Consider the following 19,989-nt stretch of genomic DNA (forward strand, 5'->3'; position numbering starts at 1 on the left):
TAGGGGTCTCTTAAATAGGTTTGTTAGCTAAGAGACAGAGGGTTCTCTAACATGAGTTCAGAATAGCTAGCTATAGATACAGATCTTTTTGCCATTGATATTCGCGAGCGTGATGGGAATCTCATAGAGTTGACTGAGCAGGTCAGCCTGCATGATTTGAGCAGTCGTTCCCTTGCAAAAGACTTGACCGTCTTTAAAGGCAACAATTTCATCCGCATATTGGCTAGCCATATTGATATCGTGGAGGACGATGATAATGGTCTTGCCAAGTTCCTCCACCAGTCGCCGAAGGATCTGCATCATGCTGACACTTTGCTTGATATCGAGATTATTGAGCGGTTCGTCTAGCAAGATAAAGTCTGTATCTTGGGCCAGTACCATAGCGATAAAGACACGTTGCAACTGTCCACCAGACAGACTATCGATGTAGCGGTCTTTTAAGTTTGTCAGTTCCAGATAGTCCAGAGTTTCTCGGATTTTTTCCCAGTCTTCTGCCCTCAGTCGGCCACGGCTGTAGGGAAAACGTCCAAAGCTGACCAATTCTTCTACAGTCAATTTGGCTTGGTAATTGATCTTCTGCTTTAGGATAGTGAGTTTTTGAGCCAGTTCTTGCGAATTCCAACTCTCAATTTCACGACCTTTGATACTGAGAATTCCCTGATCTTTCTTAGTCAGTCTGCTCATAATGGAGAGGAGAGTTGATTTTCCAGCACCGTTTGGACCAATAAAGGCCGTCAGTTTCTGAGGACTGACTTCAAGCGAAATGTCTTGCAAAATATCCTGTTTTTGAATGGATTTGTCAATGTTTTCCAGTTTCACCGACGGGCCCTCCTGTAAAGTAAGATAAAGAATAAGAGACCACCCACACTCTCGATGATCATGCTGATGCGAATTTCCAGTGCAAAGACTCGTTCGATGAGGGCTTGCCCCAAGGTCAAACTAATAAATCCAATCAGAATGGCTACGATAAAGAGCAACTTGTGCCGATAATCTTTGACAATCAGGTAAGTGAGATTGGCCAGCATAAAGCCGAAGAAGGCCATAGGCCCTACCAAGGCAGTCGCTGTTGAGGTCAAAAGCACGATGCCCCAGAGGAGTTCTCTCTGTTCTTTTTCAACATCGAGTCCCAAAATCTGAGCCGTTTCTCTTTGCAGGTGTAAGACATCCAGAATAACTGCTTTTCGAAAGAAAAAGATTGTCAAGGCAAAGATGATCAGAGAACTGATGGCTAGGATGGAAGTGTTGAGATGCTGAAAGGAGGCAAAGAGACTGTTCTGCAGTTTATCGTATTCATTTGGATCCATCAGGACTTGGAGGAAGATACTGATATTTCGAAAGAGACTTCCCAGGGCTAGGCAGATTAGCAGAATGAAAACCAAATTTTGCTTCATCAGCGTCTTCAAGTAACCTTGTAAGGCGAGAAAGAAGAGGGATTGAAGCAGAAGCAAGACTAGGAATTCTAAGATAGGAGACTTCCCAAGCTGTAGAAATTTGCTTTCAAATATTAGCAGCAGGGTTTGTAGCAAGACATAGAAGGATTCGATTCCCAAAATACTTGGCGTTAGGAAGCGATTTTCCGTCAGGGTTTGAAAACTAATGGTCGAAATTCCTGTCGCGATAGCTACCAAGAGATAAACGACAATCTTTTGAGAACGAAGTTTCCAAGCAAAGACAGATAGGTGACTAATAGGCCAAAAGTAGAGGAGACAAGCTCCGATGGCCAGAATAATGAGAAGGCAGAAGAGCCTGGCATGTTTGCTTTTAAACTGCATCTTTTCGTCCCCCTCTCCAGAGAAGTAGGATAAAGACGAGGCTACCGATGATTCCTAGCAAGAGGCTGACAGACAGCTCATAGGGCCGAATGAGAACTCGAGAGAGGATATCGCAGGCCAGAACTAGGTTGGCTCCGACCAGTGCGACGATGAGTTTGGTTTGACTCAAATTATCTCCATAGCGCTTGCGGACCAGATTGGGAACGATAACCCCAAGAAAAGGCAAGGCACCCACGGTAATCATGGTGACACTTGTCGTTAGCGCCACTAGAAAGAGGGCCAGTTTTTCAAGTAGGGAGTAAGAAATCCCCAAACTCTCACTGGTTTCCTTGCCCAGATTCATGATGGTAAAGGTTTGGGATAATTTCCAAACGGCTATCAGGATAATGAGGCCTAAGAAGAGCCACTCATACTGATGGGTCTGAATCATGGAGAAGGAGCCCTGGGTCCAGGCCGTCATACTCTGAACCAGATTGAAACGATAGGCGATAACTTCTGTTATAGAACCGATAATCCCGCTATAGATGATCCCGATCAAGGGCAACATCCACCTTTCCTTTATAGAAAAAATATTCATAAAGGCCAGGAAGAAGAGGGTAAATAAGATGGATGAGCCAAAAGCAAAGAGCATCTTTTGGGTCAGACTCGCAGACGGAAAGACGAAGAGGCTCAACACCATTCCCAGTTTGGCGGCTTCGGTCGTTCCGACTGTTCTCGGAGCAGCAAACTGATTTTGAGTGATGGTCTGCATGAGGAGTCCTGCCATGCTCATACTGGAGGCTGCAAGGAGAATGCTGATAGTTCTTGGAAGACGCGACTCTTGAAAGAGAAGCCAGGTCTGCTGGTCGAAAGCAAAGAATTTTTCCCAAGAAAAATCACTGGTTCCAATGCTGATGGAGAGAAAGACTAGGAGTAGAAGTAAGCCTGTTAAAATATGAGAGAGTTTCATACCCCGTCCTTTCGTGTAGATTTGGTATCGAAAGATACCTGCGGATATAAATGTAACACGATTTTTTTAATCTGTCAATAAATTTTCTGACAATTTAATGCAAAAAGAAAGAAAATTTCCTGAAATTATATCTGGCCATCTCTTTTATTGGAAAACTGAGTAAAAACCAATCCACCTTCCTACTATCCTTCTCCTATAAAAAGTGGTAAAATGGAGGACAGAAAGAAGGAACTGATATGACAACATTATTTTCAAAAATCAAAGAAGTAACAGAGATTGCTGCAATCTCAGGTCATGAAGCGCCTGTCCGGACTTATCTTCGTGAAAAGTTGACACCGCACGTGGATGAAGTGGTGACAGATGGCTTGGGTGGTATTTTCGGTATCAAGCATTCAGAAGCTACGGATGCACCACGCGTCTTGGTCGCTTCTCACATGGACGAAGTTGGTTTTATGGTCAGCGAGATTAAGCCAGACGGAACCTTCCGTGTGGTTGAAATCGGTGGCTGGAATCCTATGGTGGTCAGCAGCCAACGCTTCAAACTCTTTACTCGTGACGGTCGTGAAATTCCTGTGATCTCAGGTTCTGTTCCTCCACATTTGACTCGTGGAAAGGGTGGACCAACCATGCCTGCTATCTCGGATATCGTTTTTGATGGTGGTTTTGCGGACAAGGCTGAGGCAGAAAGCTTTGGTATCCGTCCGGGTGACACCATTGTCCCTGATAGCTCCGCTATCTTGACAGCTAATGAAAAAAATATCATCTCAAAAGCTTGGGACAACCGCTACGGTGTTCTTATGGTGAGTGAGTTGGCAGAAGCCCTATCAGGTCAAAAACTGGGAAATGAACTCTATCTTGGCTCTAACGTCCAAGAAGAAGTTGGGCTTCGTGGCGCTCATACTTCTACAACTAAGTTTGATCCAGAAGTCTTTCTGGCAGTTGACTGTTCACCTGCTGGTGATGTTTATGGAGGACAAGGCAAGATTGGGGATGGAACCTTGATTCGTTTCTACGATCCAGGTCACTTGCTCCTCCCAGGCATGAAAGATTTCCTTTTGACAACGGCTGAAGAGGCTGGAATCAAGTACCAATACTATTGTGGAAAAGGTGGAACGGACGCTGGTGCAGCTCATCTGAAAAATGGCGGTGTTCCTTCTACAACTATCGGTGTCTGTGCACGTTATATCCACTCTCATCAAACGCTTTACGCTATGGATGACTTCCTAGAAGCCCAAGCCTTCTTGCAAGCCTTGGTGAAAAAATTGGACCGCTCAACGGTTGATTTGATTAAAAATTATTAAACATAAGGGAGGTTGCTCGGGATGGCAGAAGCAAATCTAGAAAGCCTTATAAAAGATCTCTATAATCATGCCCGTCAGGGCTTGAGTGAAGATTTAGTCGCCGCTCTCCTAGAGACTGCTAAGAAACTACCTACTACAAATGAGCAGTTACTAGCAGTCCGTCTCTCAGGTCTGGTCAATCTTGAATTGTTCAGAAATCCCAAACACCCAGCGCCTGAATTGATCAATTTGGCTCGCTTTATCAAAAGAGAAGAAGCCAAGTACAGAGGAACCGCGGTTTCTGCTATTATGTTTGGAGAGCTATTTAAAATGCTTTGATTCCATTGTGAATCAAAGCATTTTTTTTACGTTAGAAAAAATATTCTTGATCAAGAGACGAAAAAACCACCTAAGTCAAGGTGGCTTCTTACCAATTAAATTTGTTCAGCAATGACCTTTTCGGCTAGATTCATGGCGTGGTCAGACACACGAGTGTAGTGGGAAATGATGTCGATAAAGTTGACTCCAGCTTGTGTAGAACACTCACCTTTGTTAAGGCGTTTGATGTGAGTCTTTCTGAGGATGCGTTCCATATGGTTGATTTCTTTATGGCGTTCAATCAGACTTTGAGCTTTTTCAATATCATTGTTTTCCACACTATCAAGGGCATCCTTGATAAATGCAGTTGTTGCTTGATAAATCTCAGCTAATTCCTCTAAAGCAGCATCAGAAAATTGAACATTCTTACGTTGGAGGTAGTCTGTTAGGTTGATCAAACCTTCTGCGTGGTCGCCAATCCGTTCCAAATCACGAGACGAATCGAGAATGTTGGTCAACACTTCGCTTTCCTTTTGACTCAAGGATTCGCTTGAGAGTCTAATGAGGTAACGAGTGAGTTTTTCATCGATGGTGTTGATGGCTTCTTCAGTCTTGTGGCCTTTCTCCGCTAGTTTTTCATCTAGATTGATGATATAGCTATAAGAAAGGTCAAAAGCTTTGGCTGCATAGTTTCCCAAGTGCAAAAGTTCTTTTTTGGCATTTCCTAGAGCGATAGAAGGAGCCTGCTTGATGAGTTGTTCATCCAAGTAGAGAGCTTCGTATTTGACAACCTCATCTTCACCAGGAATGAGCTTGGTCACAAGGTAAGCCAAGGCTCCGATGAATGGGAACTGGATAATGGTATTTGTAATATTAAAGGTTCCGTGGGCAAAGGCAATGGTCATTTCTGGAGCTAGATTGAGAGTAGATTCAAACCATTGAATCAAGCCAGTGAAAGGTACAAGAAAGACAATACAGATGACCGTACCAATCACGTTAAAGACGACATGGGCACCGGCAACACGTTTGGCAGCGATATTGGCTCCAAGAGAAGCAATGATGGCTGTAATGGTCGTTCCGATATTATCACCAAACAAGACCGGCAGGGCACCTTGTAGGTCAATCAAACCACTTGCGTACAGGTTCTGTAAGATACCGATGGTTGCGGATGAAGCCTGAATGAGTAGGGTCAGTCCAGTTCCGACAAAGACACCTAGAATGGGACTCTTACTTAGTTCAACCATGTAGTCTCTAAAGACTTGCAGGTCTTTTAGGGGCTCCATTGCACCGCTCATAAGATTGAGGGCAAAGAAGATACCACCTACACCAAAGATAATCCGTCCGATGTTATTGATAGATCGATTCTTGGTGAAGAAAAGACAAACCGCTCCGATAAAGAGCATAGGTAAGGCGTAATCTCCTAGCTTAAAACCGATGATAAAGGATGTAACGGTAGTTCCAATATTGGCACCCATGACAATACCGATAGCCTGACGCAAGGTCAAAAGTCCTGCACTGACTAGTCCCACTGTAATGACAGTAACACCAGAACTTGATTGAATCAGCGCCGTCATACCGATACCAACCAGCACACCAAAGAAGGGATTGCTGGTATATTTGTCAATGTAAAAACGAAGGCGATCTCCAGCAGCTTGTTGCAAACCGTCTCCCATGGTCTTGATACTATATAAAAATAGTCCCAGACCACCTAAAAAGTGAAATAAAATTTCCTGCCAATTAATGGACATTTCTTTTTCCTCCGAAAAATAATCGCGGAATTTCTCCTATTCTATTTTAAAGGATAATGGGAAATCCTACAAGTGTTTAATTGAAATTATTATAAGAAAAAGATAACTTATTTCAAAAATAGAGGATAAATTTACTGTAAGAGAGTCTATTTATAGGATTGTGTCCAAATTTTACTGATTATTATCCTAGTTATAGTTTTTATGTTAAATAGATTGACATCGCTTTCATATGGGATAAAATGAAGATGATCCTGTTCTGGTGGTGTGCACTGAGAACAGTTGCTGTTTATCTAAAAAGTAAAGCGTTTACTTTTTATTTTATTAGGAGGTTAAGATGAAAGATCTATTTTTTGAAAAACGTTGCCGTTACAGTATTCGTAAGCTGTCCATCGGAGCTTGTTCCTTGATGATTGGTTCAGCTCTATTTGCGAGCCCAGTTCTTGCAGAACAGGTTGCCGTCCCTGAGGCAGTTACAAATACGAGCGCTCAAGCTACAAGCGCTAGTGAAACAGCGAGTCCAGACACTGCAACCATCGAAAAACAATTAGAAGAAACTGAAAACAAAGTAGCTGAGCAACCAACTTCAGAAAACACTCCAGCAATAGCTGATTTGCTCAATGAAAAAGAAGAAGCGAAGCCGGCTCCGACAGATAAAACTGAAAAACCTGCTCAACCAACTGAAAAAGAAGAAGTCAAACCAGAGGAAGCTCCTCAAGTGGCTGAGAAGAAAGCCGACAAACCGACTCTAGCAGACGTTCCTAAAAATGAAGAAAAGAGTCTCCGACCAAAAGAAATCAAATTTGATACTTGGGATGATTTGTTGAAATGGGAACCGGGTGCGCGTGAGGATGATCCTATTAACCGTTCCTCAGTTGAACTCGCCAAGCGCCATAGAGGGCAGTTGGTCAATGAAAAAGCAAGCAGAAGAGCCAAGGTTCAGGCGCTGGCAAATACCAACTCAAAGGCCAAAGACCACGCTTCTGTCGGTGGAGAAGAATTCAAGGCCTACGCCTTCGATTACTGGCAATACTTGGATTCAATGGTCTTCTGGGAAGGCCTAGTCCCTACTCCAGATGTCATTGATGCCGGTCACCGCAACGGAGTTCCCGTGTACGGAACACTCTTTTTCAACTGGTCTAATAGCATTGCCGACCAAGAGAAGTTTGCTGCCGCCTTGAAACAAGATGAGGATGGTACCTTCCCGATTGCACGTAAACTTGTTGATCTCGCTAAATACTATGGCTTTGATGGCTATTTTATCAACCAGGAAACAACAGGTGATTTGGTAGCACCTCTTGGTGAAAAAATGCACCAATTCATGCTCTATACAAAAGAATACGCAGCTAAGGTAAACCACCCAATCAAATATGCTTGGTACGATGCCATGACCTACAAATATGGTCGTTACCACGAAGATGGCTTGGGAGACTACAACTATCAGTTCATGCAAAAAGAAGGTGACAAAGTCCCCGCAGATCAATTTTTTGCCAATTTTAACTGGAACAAGGAAAAGAATGACCACTCTGTAGAGATGGCCAAATGGCTAGAACGTAGTCAATATGATGTCTTTGCAGGCTTGGAATTGCAACAAGGTGGTTCGTATAAGACCAAAGTCAACTGGGATGCTCTCTTAGATGAAAATGGCAAGTTGCGCTTGTCACTTGGACTTTTTGCGCCAGATACCATTACCAGTCTAGGAAAAACAGGTGAAGACTACCACAAGAACGAAGACATCTTTTTTACAGGTTACCAAGGAGATCCAACGGCTCAAAAACCAGCTGACAAAGAATGGTATGGGATTGCCAATTTGGTTGCTGACCGCACACCAGCAGTTGGTCGAACCTTCACTACCTCTTTTAATACAGGTCATGGTAGAAAGTGGTTTGTAGATGGCAAAGTTTCTAAGGATTCTGAATGGAACTACCGTTCTGTTTCAGGTGTCTTGCCAACATGGCGCTGGTGGCAGACTTCAACGGGGGAAAAACTTCGTGCAGAATATGACTTTACAGATGCCTACAATGGCGGAAATTCTCTTAAATTCTCAGGTGATGTAGCTGGTAAGACGGACCAAGATGTGAATTTGTATTCTACCAAGCTAGAAGTAACGGAGAAAACCAAACTTCGGGTTGCCCACAAGGGAGGAAAAGGCTCGAAAGTTTATATGGCCTTCTCTACGACTCCAGACTACAAATTTGAGGATGCGGAGGCATGGAAAGAACTGACTCTTTCTGAAAACTGGACAAATGAAGAAATTGACCTTGGCTCACTAGCAGGTAAAACCATCTATGCAGTTAAACTCTTCTTCGAACATGAAGATGCCGTAAAAGATTATCAGTTTAACCTAGGTCAATTAACAATTTCAGACAATCACCAAGCACCGCAAGCTCCAACAGGTCTCTCAGTAGTGAAACAGTCTCTTAAGAATGCCCAAGAAGCTGAAGCAGTGGTTCAATTTTCGGGTAACCAAGATGCGGATTTCTATGAAGTCTATGAAAAAGACGGTGATAACTGGCGTTTGTTGACAGGTTCATCTGCTTCAACCATCTACTTGCCAAAAATTAGCCGTTCTTCTAATGCGACTGGTAGGACTCAGGAATTGAAAGTCGTTGCAGTTGGTAAAAATGGACTTCGTTCCGAAGCGGCGACGGCATCCTTTAACTGGGGGATGACTGTTCAAGATACCACTCTCCCAAGACCTTTAGCTGAAAATATTGTTCCAGGTGCAAAGGTTATCGGTAGCACTTTCCCAAATACTGAAGGTGGAGAAGGCATTGAAGGTATGTTGAACGGCACCATTACTAGCTTGTCAGATAAATGGTCTTCAGCTCAGTTGAGCGGTAGTGTGGATATTCGCTTGACCAAGCCACGTACCGTTGTTAGATGGGTCATGGATCATGCGGGAGCTGGTGGAGAATCTGTAAACGACGGTTTGATGAACACCAAGGACTTTGACCTTTATTATAAAGATGCGGATGGTGAATGGAAGTTAGCTAAGGAGGTCCGTGGCAATAAAGCACACGTGACGGATATCACTCTTGATAAACCAATCACTGCCCAAGACTGGCGTTTGCATGTCATTACATCTGATAACGGAACACCTTGGAAAGCCATTCGTATCTACAACTGGAAGATGTACGAAACCTTGGACACAGAAAGTCAAAATATTTCAATGGCTAAGGTAGCTGCTCGTTCACTTGGAAACCACCAAGTTCAACTAGGCTTCTCTGATGTTCCAGCAGGCGCAACCATCACCGTTTACGACAAGGCAGATTCACAAACACCAATTGCAACCTTGAAGACTGAAACTGGTGGCGACCTAGCAACAGCACCATTGGGCTTTGACAAGCAACCAACTCTCCTCTACTATCGTACCCAACTACCTGGCAAAGAAATCAGTAACACCTTGGCAGTAGCGATTCCACAGGATGAAAGAAAAATTAAATCTGTTAGCCTTGAAAAAGGACCTAAGAAGACAGTTTATAAAGAAGGAGAAAAACTGGACCTCAGAGGCGGAACACTCCGTGTTCAATACGAAGGGGGACAAGCCGATGAGCTGATCAACCTTACTCATTCAGGTGTGACAGTATCTGGCTACAACGCTCATCAAAAAGGGGAACAAAAGCTCACAGTTAGCTATCTTGGACTTCCAGTAAGCGGTGACTTGAAGGTACAAGTGACTGGTCAAGATGAAGGAAAACCAAAGGAAGTAGCAGGTCTGTACATTACTCAGAAACCGAAAATGGACTATCTAGTAGGAGAGCAACTGGATCTTGCAGAAGGGCGCTTCGGCGTTCTCTATGATGATGAGACAGAAGAAAGCCATGCCTTCACAGATCAAGGTGTTGAAATTACGGGCTACGATGCTCAAAAGACTGGTCGTCAGACCTTGACTCTTCATTACAAGGGACACACAGCTGAGTTCGATGTCTTGGTTTCTCCAAAAGTAGCTGTCAACGACGAGTACCTCAAACAAGAAATTACTGCTGCCCAAGGCCGTCAGTCAACCCTTGCCTACACCTTCTCAAGCGAGGACAAACAAGCAGCACTAGTAGAGAAGCTCAATGTAGCGAAAGCTGTAGCAGAAAACCATAATGCTAGCCAAGAAGAAGTCAATCGGGCTTTGAATGAGTTGAAACAAGCAGGGACAGCCTTGGATGGAAATCAACGTTATCAGACTGCTAGAGAAGAGTTGGAAGGCTTGCTCGAATCCGTCCGTGAAAAAGATTCTCAAGCTGAGTTGATTGCCCAAGCTGAAGCCTTATTATCTTCACAAACACCAACTCCACAGGCTTTTGCGGACATGAAAGAAAAGCTGAATAAGAAACTAGCTCCTGCAGAAGAAAGCCATCATGTTGGTAGCATGGATCCAAATGAAGTGGCCCCGACGGTTGAGGCCCTCCCTGAACTAGTTATTGAAACTGAAACAACAGCCTTCGAACGTCAGGAGCGACCAAACTCCGAATTTCTCAAAGGACAACGCCGTGTTGTGCAAGCTGGAGTTGAAGGTCAAGTTCGCCACTTTGTAGAAGTAGATAGCCAAGGCAAACGCACTCTTCGTTCGACTGAGGTAGTCAAGGAATCAATCCCAGAAATCACCGAAGTTGGTACAAAAGTTCTATCAAGCAACCAACCAGCTGAAGGTGTGAAAGATTTAGTTCTAGAAACTCCGAAACTGGAAGTTGAAGAAGTTTCAGTTGCCTTCGAACATCAGGAACGACCAAATGCAGCCCTTCTCAAAGGCAAACGCCAGCTAGTTCAAGCAGGCGTTGAAGGTCAAGTTCGTCGCTTTGTAGAAGTTGATGCTCAGGGCAAACGCACCCTTCATTCTACTGAGGTTCTCAAGGAAGCCCTTCCAGAAATTGTTGAAGTTGGAACGAAAGAAGAGCAAGTCTCACAAACAAGGGATCAAGCGCTCTCAGCAACATCAGCAAAAGTTGAAGAAACAAACAGAGAGCTCCCAAATACGGGAGCGACAAGAGATGCTAGTCTAGTAGCGCTAGGACTCCTCGGACTAATGAGTGGCTACGGCTTGCTTGCTGGAAAGAAGAGAGAAGACTAATCAGATTTACGAATCTTGGATTTTCTCATAAAAATAAAAAACAAGGTTTGACTGTAGATTAGTCAGACCTTGTTTTTAGTTTTGAAATTGAAGAGTAAATTTGAAGCTAGATTTTTGTTATTCAATTCCTTGGATAAATTTTTGGAAACGATAGGTGTCGAAATAAATATTGGATGCAACTAATTTATCAAACTCATCGAATTTCAGAAATTCTGCGACATCCAGTTCGAGTTCTTTTCCTTGAGGAGAATGTAGACGGTAGCGATTTAAAGCTGAGACTGTTCGACCATCAACAAGTAATTGCTTCACTTCAAGATGCTGGCTCAAAGCATAGAATTGGCCTGCGCCTTGCAAATAAATATCACGTCCTTGTCGAATTTCTATACTATCGCACATGCCATAATCAAAGTTTTCAGCTACGAAATCTTCCCAGCCTCCCTCATTTACTGCCGTAAAATAGCTTTCTGCAAGTGTTTTTGTATCCATTTGGAACCTCCTGTAAAATAATTGGGCTATGATGAATATCATGAAATATTTTGCCCACTTAAGAGTATACAAAAGGCAATATGACTACAGGTTGTCATATTGCTGAAGATTTTTTTTGAGAGTACTGACCAGTAGATTTTGTAAGTGACTTGGAGATACGACCTTTACTTGATAACCAAAGCTTAAGAGTAAATCAAAAAATGCAGGAGTTAAAGCTCTTAATGCCTGAACTTTTATTATTTCGTCCTCGACTCTGATTTCTTCTTCCGTGAAGTGATCGTAGATTTTTGGGAGTGCAAATCTTGTAAAAACTAGTTCGATTTCTTCTCTTTGCCCCTCCACTTTATGTTTTGGGGGATTTAAAGAAAGCTCTAACTTTTCTTGAGATAAACGTGGATAATCGAATGGTTTATCTTTTATCTCCACTAGTTCTAGTTCACGAATTCGAGTTAATTTAAAAATACGAAAATCTAATTTTTCTAAGCAGTAACCGATAACATACCAAGCATTCAGTTTATAGATCAATCTGTATGGAATAACTGTTCGCTGACTTTTCTCTTGTTTTTTCGAATAGTAAGAAAAAGAAATCCTCTGTTCAGTTTGTATCGCTTCCTCAATTTCTAGTAAATAATTTGTATTAAGAGTCCAGGAACTGAGATCAAAGTAAAAAGGACTGTTTGCTCTTGTAATTTCTTGAGAAGACAGCTTGTGTTCGATACTGTCAAGACTTGAATGACCAACGATTTTACTAACATTTTGGCTCATATTAATGATAAACTGTCTCTCTTCCTCAGTGAAAAAGTTTCTGTCTATCTTATAGTCGCTTGGTATATAGAAACCTCCCTTATCTCCACGTTCCGAATAGATTGGGATTCCCGCTAAACTGAGTGTATCCATGTCCCTATATACAGTTCGAGTAGATATTTCAAACCTCTCTGCAATCTCTTTAGCTGTTATCCTCTTCTTATTTAAAAGAGACAGTAAAATATAGATTAGTCTTTCTAATTTCATGGTAGCAATTCCCCTTCTTTTAATCTCAAATAGCACAAACTGAAGAAACTATTTTAGTTATATTGTATAATAAGAAACCTAGCAATTCAAAAAGAAGGACTGTAGAGTTTGGAATATTAAGAATTAAAATGTTAGAAAAAGAATGGTATAGAAGTAATTAGGCAGATCAATCAAGAAATTTTCCTAAATTATTCCAACCGAATTATGTGAAAATTTCTATTTCCCTTACTGAAATCCTAGGTTTTTAGGTTAATAGATAGAAGAATGAACAAGAAAAGTTTAGGGTTTTTCTATCTCTTTTGCGGATTTTGTGATATAATTAACACATATAAAAAAAGAAGGAGTCATATCTAATGGCAAAATTGACTGTTAAAGACGTTGACTTGAAAGGGAAAAAAGTTCTCGTTCGTGTTGACTTCAACGTACCTGTTAAAGATGGCGTGATTACCAATGACAACCGTATCACTGCAGCTCTTCCAACTATCAAGTACATCCTTGAACAAGGTGGACGTGCAATCCTCTTCTCTCACCTTGGACGTGTAAAAGAAGAAGCAGACAAAGAAGGTAAATCACTCGCTCCTGTAGCTGCTGACTTGGCTGCTAAGTTAGGACAAGAAGTTAAATTTATCCCAGGTGTTACACGTGGTGCTGAATTGGAAGCAGCAATCAACGCTCTTGAAGATGGACAAGTTCTCTTGGTTGAAAACACTCGTTTCGAAGATGTTGATGGCAAGAAAGAATCTAAAAACGATCCTGAACTTGGTAAATACTGGGCATCGCTTGGAGATGGTATCTTTGTAAACGATGCATTCGGTACAGCTCACCGTGCACACGCATCTAACGTTGGTATCTCAGCAAACGTTGAAAAAGCTGTTGCTGGTTTCCTTCTTGAAAACGAAATTGCTTACATCCAAGAAGCTGTTGAAGCTCCAGAACGTCCATTCGTGGCTATCCTTGGTGGTTCAAAAGTTTCAGACAAGATCGGTGTTATCGAAAACTTGCTTGAAAAAGCTGATAAAGTTCTTATCGGTGGTGGGATGACTTACACATTCTACAAAGCACAAGGTATCGAAATCGGTAACTCACTTGTTGAAGAAGACAAATTGGATGTCGCTAAAGCTCTTCTTGAAAAAGCAAACGGCAAATTGATCTTGCCAGTTGACTCAAAAGAAGCAAACGCATTTGCTGACTACACTGAAGTGAAAGACACTGAAGGTGAAGCAGTAGATCCAGGTTTCCTTGGTTTGGATATCGGTCCAAAATCTATCGCTAAATTCGATCAAGAATTGACTGGTGCGAAGACAGTTGTATGGAACGGACCAATGGGTGTATTTGAAAACCCAGACTTCCAAGCTGGTACAATCGGTGTTATGGACGCTATCGTGAAACAACCAGGCGTGAAATCAATCATCGGTGGTGGTGACTCAGCTGCCGCAGCTATCAACCTTGGTCGTGCAGACAAGTTCTCATGGATCTCTACTGGTGGTGGAGCATCAATGGAACTCCTTGAAGGTAAAGTATTGCCAGGATTGGCTGCACTCACAGAAAAATAAGAGTATAATTAAGAAGATGGTTTCGCCATCTTCTTTTTTGTACCTTTTTAAATGTATATTATTGCATATATGAAAAGAAAAGGATTAAATATTTGCATCTTGCCTTGTGAAGTGCTATTATAAGAAGTAATGACTAAATTTAGATAAGGAAAGGGATTATAATGAAAAATAAAAAAGAAGTCTATGGATTTCGTAAAAGTAAAGTTGCGAAAACATTGTGTGGTGCTGTTTTAGGAACTGCTTTGATTGCTTTTGCAGACAAAGCAGTATTTGCTGATGAAGTTACAGAGACAACTAGTACAAGTACAGTTGAGGTGGCTACTACAGGAAACCCAGCTACAAATTTACCTGAAGCTCAAGGAGAAATGAGCCAAGCCGCCAAAGAAAGCCAAGCTAAGGCTGGTTCTAAAGACTCAGCTTTGCCAGTAGAAGTATCATCAGCTGATTTGGATAAAGCAGTTGATGATGCAAAATCTGCAGGAGTTAAGGTAGTTCAAGATGAAACAAAAGACAAAGGAACAGCCACAACTGCTACAGAGAATGCTCAAAAACAAGATGAGATTAAAAGCGACTATGCTAAACAGGCTGAAGAAGTAAAGACAACAACTGAAGCATATAAAAAAGAAGTCGCAGCTCATCAGGCTGAAACAGATAAAATCAATGCTGAAAACAAAGCAGCAGATGACAAGTATCAAAAAGATGTAAAAAGTCATCAAGAAGAAGTTGAAAAAATCAACACTGCCAATGCAACAGCTAAAGCAGAGTATGAGGCTAAGCTAGCGCAATATCAAAAAGATTTAGCAACTGTCAACAAAGCAAATGAAGATAGTCAACAGGATTATCAAAATAAACTTTCAGCTTACCAGACAGAATTAGCTCGAGTACAAAAAGCTAATGCTGAAGCTAAAGAAGCTTATGAAAAAGCAGTAAAAGAAAACACTGCGAAAAACGAAGCGCTTCAAGCTGAAAATGAAGCCATTAAACAGCGTAATGAAACTGCAAAAGCGAACTATGACGCGGCGATGAAGCAGTATGAAGCAGATCTTGCAGCTATTAAGAAAGCTAAAGAAGATAATGATGCTGATTATCAAGCTAAATTAGCAGCTTACCAGACAGAATTAGCTCGAGTACAAAAAGCTAATGCTGAAGCTAAAGAGGCATATGATAAAGCAGTAAAAGAAAATACTGCAAAAAATACAGCCATTCAAGCTGAAAATGAAGCGATTAAGCAACGTAATGAGACGGCTAAAGCGACTTATGACGCAGCAGTGAAGAAATACGAAGCAGATCTGGCGGCAGTCAAACAAGCGAATGCTACCAATGAAGCAGACTACCAAACTAAGCTAGCAGCTTATCAGGCAGAACTAGCTCGCGTTCAAAAAGCAAATGCTGATGCTAAAGCAGCCTATGAAAAGGCTGTTGAAGACAACAAGGCAAAAAATGCAGCGCTTCAAGCTGAAAATGAAGCGATTAAACAACGTAATGAAACTGCAAAAGCAACTTATGAAGCGGCGATGAAGCAGTATGAAGCAGATCTTGCCAAATATAAGAAAGAGTTCGCAGCTTATACTGCAGCACTCGCAGAAGCGGAGAGTAAAAAGAAACAAGATGGTTATCTTTCAGAACCAAGATCACAATCGTTGAACTTTAAATCAGAACCAAATGCAATACGAACAATTGATTCATCTGTACATCAATATGGGCAGCAGGAATTGGATGCTTTGGTAAAATCATGGGGGATTTCGCCAACAAATCCTGATAGGAAAAAATCTACAGCATATTCATATTTCAATGCAATCAATTCGAATAACACTTATGCAAAGCTTGTATTAGAAAAGGATAAACCAGTCGATGTTACCTATACTGGTCTAAAAAATTCAAGTTTTAATGGTAAGAAAATTTCAAAAGTAGTTTACACTTACACATTAAAAGAAACAGGTTTTAACGATGGAACCAAAATGACTATGTTTGCCTCGAGTGATCCAACTGTGACAGCATGGTATAATGATTATTTTACTTCTACAAACATTAATGTAAAAGTCAAGTTTTATGATGAAGAAGGTCAACTTATGAATCTCACAGGAGGATTAGTTAATTTTTCATCTCTAAATAGAGGTAACGGTAGTGGAGCAATTGATAAAGATGCAATTGAAAGTGTTAGAAACTTTAACGGTCGATATATTCCAATTTCTGGTTCATCTATCAAGATTCATGAAAATAACTCTGCTTATGCAGATTCATCAAATGCAGAAAAATCGCTAGGCGCTCGTTGGAATACATCGGAATGGGATACAACCTCTAGTCCAAATAATTGGTACGGAGCTATTGTCGGTGAAATAACTCAATCGGAGATTAGCTTTAATATGGCTTCTTCTAAAAGTGGAAATATTTGGTTTGCTTTCAATTCAAACATTAATGCAATTGGGGTTCCGACGAAACCTGTTGCACCAACAGCTCCAACTCAACCAATGTATGAGACAGAGAAACCATTGGAACCAGCTCCAGTAGTACCAACATATGAAAATGAGCCAACACCACCGGTAAAAACTCCAGACCAACCAGAGCCATCAAAACCAGAAGAGCCAACATATGAGACAGAGAAACCATTGGAGCCAGCACCAGTAGCACCAACATATGAAAATGAGCCAACACCTCCATTTAAGACTCCAGATCAACCAGAGCCATCAAAACCAGAAGAGCCAACATATGAGACAGAGAAGCCATTGGAGCCAGCACCAGTAGTACCAAGCTACGAAAATGAGCCAACTCCACCAGTTAAGACTCCAGATCAACCAGAGCCATCAAAACCAGAAGAGCCAAATTATGATCCATTGCCAACTCCGCCTGTAGCACCAACTCCTAAGCAGTTGCCAACACCTCCAGCAGTGCCGACAGTACACTTCCATTATAATAGCTTGTTGGCGCAACCTCAAATTAATAAAGAAATTAAGAATGAGGATGGGGTAGATATTGATCGTACTCTAGTAGCTAAGCAGTCTGTAGTGAAGTTTGAACTGAAAACAGAGGCTTTAACTGCAGGTCGTCCAAAAACAACTTCATTTGTATTGGTAGATCCACTTCCAACTGGTTATAAGTTTGACTTGGATGCAACTAAGGCTGCAAGTACAGGCTTTGATACAACTTATGATGAAGCCAGTCACACTGTAACCTTTAAGGCGACTGATGAGACATTGGCAACATACAATGCTGACTTAACTAAACCTGTTGAGACTCTTCATCCAACGGTTGTTGGTCGAGTCTTGAACGATGGGGCAACTTATACGAATAACTTCACTTTGACAGTCAATGATGCTTATGGTATTAAGTCAAATGTTGTTCGTGTAACGACTCCTGGTAAACCAAATGATCCTGATAATCCAAATAACAACTATATTAAGCCGACGAAAGTAAATAAGAATAAAGAAGGCCTTAATATCGATGGAAAAGAAGTTTTAGCTGGTTCAACCAACTACTACGAATTAACATGGGATTTGGATCAATATAAGGGTGATAAATCTTCTAAGGAAGCAATCCAAAACGGCTTCTACTATGTAGATGATTATCCAGAAGAAGCTTTAGATGTTCGTCCTGATTTGATTAAGGTTGCAGATGAAAAAGGAAATCAAGTATCAGGTGTCAGCGTTCAAAAATATGACAGTCTAGAAGCTGCTCCTAAGAAAGTTCAAGACTTGTTGAAGAAAGCTAACATTACTGTTAAGGGTGCTTTCCAACTCTTCTCTGCTGATAATCCAGAAGAATTTTACAAGCAATATGTAGCAACTGGAACATCATTAGTCATTACAGATCCGATGACTGTTAAGTCTGAATTTGGTAAGACAGGTGGTAAGTATGAAAATAAGGCCTATCAAATTGATTTTGGAAATGGCTATGCTACAGAAGTAGTGGTTAACAACGTACCGAAAATCACACCGAAAAAAGACGTAACAGTAAGTCTAGATCCAACTAGTGAAAATCTGGATGGTAAAACAATTCAATTTTATCAAACGTTTAACTATCGTCTGATTGGTGGCCTCATTCCACAAAATCATTCAGAGGAATTAGAAGATTACAACTTTGTGGATGATTATGACCAAGCTGGTGATCAGTATACTGGTAATTATAAGACATTCAGCTCTCTGAACTTGACAATGAAAGATGGTTCAGTGATTAAGGCAGGTACAGATCTAACATCTCAAACAACTGCTGAAACAGATGCTGCAAATGGTATTGTAACTGTTCGTTTCAAGGAAGAATTCTTACAAAAGATTAGTTTGGATTCACCATTCCAAGCTGAAACCTACCTTCAAATGCGCAGAATTGCTATTGGAACATTTGAAAATACTTATGTAAATACTGTTAATAAGGTTGCTTATGCATCTAACACAGTACGTACAACAACTCCAATACCAAGAACTCCAGACAAACCGACACCAATTCCAACGCCAAAACCAAAGGATCCAGACAAACCGACACCAATTCCAACTCCAAAACCAAAGGATCCAGACAAACCTGAGACACCAAAAGAACCAAGAGTTCCTAGTCCAAAAGTTGAAGAACCTTCAGCACCAATTCCTGTTTCTGTTGGTAAAGAAATAACTACACTTCCAAAAACAGGAACAAATGATTCAAGCTACATGCCATATCTTGGTCTAGCAGCTTTAGTAGGAGTTTTAGGACTTGGTCGGTTGAAACGTAAAGAAGACGAAAGCAAGTAAGCTCTAAAAGTTAAATAGAAAAGAGGAACTCTGTTTCCTCTTTTTTTTGCCTAAATTAAAAACGCTTCCTATTGATTTTTACTCATAAAATCAACTAATTTATGATAAAATGGAAGTAGAAAGTTGAGATTATGGGTTATTTTAAAAAATATAAATTTGATAAGTCACAGTTCAAGCTTGGTCTACGAACCTTTAAAACCGGTATTGCTGTTTTTTTAGTTCTCTTGATTTTTGGATTTTTTGGTTGGAAGGGACTTCAAATTGGAGCTTTGACAGCAGTCTTTAGTTTGAGAGAAAGCTTTGATAAGAGTGTTCATTTTGGAACTTCACGTATTCTAGGAAATAGTATCGGTGGTTTCTATGCCCTTATCTTTTTTTTCTTAAATACCTTATTTCACGGAGCCTTTTGGGTGACCTTGGTGGTTGTTCCAATCTGCACTATGTTAACCATTATGACAAATGTGGCCATGAATAATAAATCGGGGGTTATTGGTGGTGTAGCAGCTATGTTAATCATTACCCTCTCAATACCGAGCGGTGAAACAATTTTGTACGTGTTTGCGCGTGTATCGGAGACTTTTATGGGAGTTTTTGTCGCAATTCTCGTAAATTATGATATTGATCGTATTCATCTCTTTTTAGAGAAAAAAGAAAAATAATGTTACATTTTATAACATTATCGATTGACGTTTGTTTTTTTTTAGACTATAATAGACAGAAGGAAGGGAATTGTAAATGAAGGAAAGAGAATTTCGCCGAAATATGGCTGTTTTTCCTATCGGCAGTGTTATGAAATTGACCGATCTCTCGGCGCGTCAGATTCGTTATTATGAAGATCAAGAGTTGATTAAACCTGATCGAAACGAAGGGAACCGTCGCATGTATTCGTTGAATGATATGGATCGTCTGCTTGAAATCAAAGATTATATCTCTGAAGGTCATAATATTGCTGCGATTAAGAAAAAATATGCTGAACGTGAGGCGAAGTCCAAGAAAGTGGTGAGTCAGACGGAGGTGCGTCGCGCACTTCACAATGAACTCCTCCAGCAGGGACGCTTTGCTTCAGCACATTCACCTTTTGGTCGCGGTTAGGCAATC

The 19,989-nt window shown here is 41.1% G+C and carries 13 protein-coding genes; 7 read left to right on the forward strand and 6 right to left on the reverse strand.

Annotation, left to right across the window (positions count from 1 at the left end):
- Positions 1 to 66: 66 nt before the first annotated feature.
- From I2H52_RS08770 to I2H52_RS08780, 3 genes are read right to left on the reverse strand one after another with little or no spacing between them, the layout of a single operon-like run.
- Positions 67 to 819 (reverse strand): ABC transporter ATP-binding protein, encoded by a 753-nt coding sequence (locus I2H52_RS08770; RefSeq protein WP_045616408.1) that lies wholly within the window; start codon positions 817 to 819, stop codon positions 67 to 69.
- Positions 816 to 1,772 carry an iron chelate uptake ABC transporter family permease subunit gene (locus I2H52_RS08775; RefSeq protein ID WP_045616406.1) on the reverse strand — a complete coding sequence of 319 codons (957 nt, stop codon included), beginning with the start codon at positions 1,770 to 1,772 and terminating at the stop codon, positions 816 to 818. Before I2H52_RS08775 ends, I2H52_RS08770 begins: the two co-directional genes overlap by 4 nt.
- Positions 1,762 to 2,721 (reverse strand): ABC transporter permease, encoded by a 960-nt coding sequence (locus I2H52_RS08780; RefSeq protein WP_045616405.1) that lies wholly within the window; start codon positions 2,719 to 2,721, stop codon positions 1,762 to 1,764. The genes I2H52_RS08775 and I2H52_RS08780 overlap by 11 nt, the downstream gene beginning before the upstream one ends.
- A 236-nt stretch (positions 2,722 to 2,957) precedes the next feature.
- Between I2H52_RS08780 and pepA the strand changes: the two genes are divergently transcribed.
- Positions 2,958 to 4,022, forward strand: a complete 1,065-nt coding sequence (gene pepA / locus I2H52_RS08785; protein ID WP_195595044.1) for a glutamyl aminopeptidase — start codon at positions 2,958 to 2,960, stop codon at positions 4,020 to 4,022.
- A gap of 21 nt (positions 4,023 to 4,043) precedes the next feature.
- Positions 4,044 to 4,340, forward strand: coding sequence for an enterocin immunity protein (locus I2H52_RS08790; RefSeq protein ID WP_045616401.1), 297 nt, complete (start codon positions 4,044 to 4,046; stop codon positions 4,338 to 4,340).
- Between the two features lie 95 nt (positions 4,341 to 4,435).
- Here I2H52_RS08790 and I2H52_RS08795 read toward each other — a convergent pair whose 3' ends face one another.
- Positions 4,436 to 6,067, reverse strand: coding sequence for a Na/Pi cotransporter family protein (locus tag I2H52_RS08795; protein WP_045616400.1), 1,632 nt, complete (start codon positions 6,065 to 6,067; stop codon positions 4,436 to 4,438).
- A gap of 334 nt (positions 6,068 to 6,401) precedes the next feature.
- Here I2H52_RS08795 and I2H52_RS08800 point away from each other — a divergent pair, with 334 nt between their 5' ends.
- Positions 6,402 to 11,126 (forward strand): endo-beta-N-acetylglucosaminidase, encoded by a 4,725-nt coding sequence (locus tag I2H52_RS08800; RefSeq protein WP_195595046.1) that lies wholly within the window; start codon positions 6,402 to 6,404, stop codon positions 11,124 to 11,126.
- Positions 11,127 to 11,243: 117 nt separating this feature from the next.
- Here I2H52_RS08800 and I2H52_RS08805 read toward each other — a convergent pair whose 3' ends face one another.
- Both I2H52_RS08805 and I2H52_RS08810 read right to left on the reverse strand, forming a co-directional pair.
- Positions 11,244 to 11,612 carry a hypothetical protein gene (locus I2H52_RS08805; protein ID WP_025168475.1) on the reverse strand — a complete coding sequence of 123 codons (369 nt, stop codon included), beginning with the start codon at positions 11,610 to 11,612 and terminating at the stop codon, positions 11,244 to 11,246.
- Between the two features lie 84 nt (positions 11,613 to 11,696).
- Entirely contained in the window at positions 11,697 to 12,623 is a 927-nt protein-coding gene (locus tag I2H52_RS08810; protein ID WP_045616396.1) for a helix-turn-helix transcriptional regulator, read from the reverse strand.
- Positions 12,624 to 12,976: 353 nt separating this feature from the next.
- On the opposite strand from I2H52_RS08810, the gene I2H52_RS08815 reads away from it, so the two are divergent.
- From I2H52_RS08815 to glnR, 4 genes are all read left to right on the forward strand, one after another.
- A complete protein-coding gene (locus tag I2H52_RS08815; protein ID WP_001096767.1) occupies positions 12,977 to 14,176 on the forward strand; it encodes a phosphoglycerate kinase in 1,200 nt (399 codons plus the stop codon).
- A 161-nt stretch (positions 14,177 to 14,337) separates the two neighbouring features.
- Positions 14,338 to 18,891, forward strand: coding sequence for an antigen I/II family LPXTG-anchored adhesin (locus tag I2H52_RS08820; protein ID WP_045616394.1), 4,554 nt, complete (start codon positions 14,338 to 14,340; stop codon positions 18,889 to 18,891).
- Between the two features lie 131 nt (positions 18,892 to 19,022).
- Positions 19,023 to 19,550: an FUSC family protein gene (locus I2H52_RS08825; protein WP_007522289.1), complete on the forward strand. Its 528-nt coding sequence runs from the start codon at positions 19,023 to 19,025 to the stop codon at positions 19,548 to 19,550.
- A 76-nt stretch (positions 19,551 to 19,626) separates the two neighbouring features.
- Entirely contained in the window at positions 19,627 to 19,983 is a 357-nt protein-coding gene (gene glnR / locus I2H52_RS08830; RefSeq protein ID WP_007519249.1) for a transcriptional repressor GlnR, read from the forward strand.
- Positions 19,984 to 19,989: the final 6 nt, after the last annotated feature.

The sequence above is a fragment of the Streptococcus oralis genome, assembly GCF_015561235.1.
GTDB lineage: Bacteria > Bacillota > Bacilli > Lactobacillales > Streptococcaceae > Streptococcus > Streptococcus oralis_BK.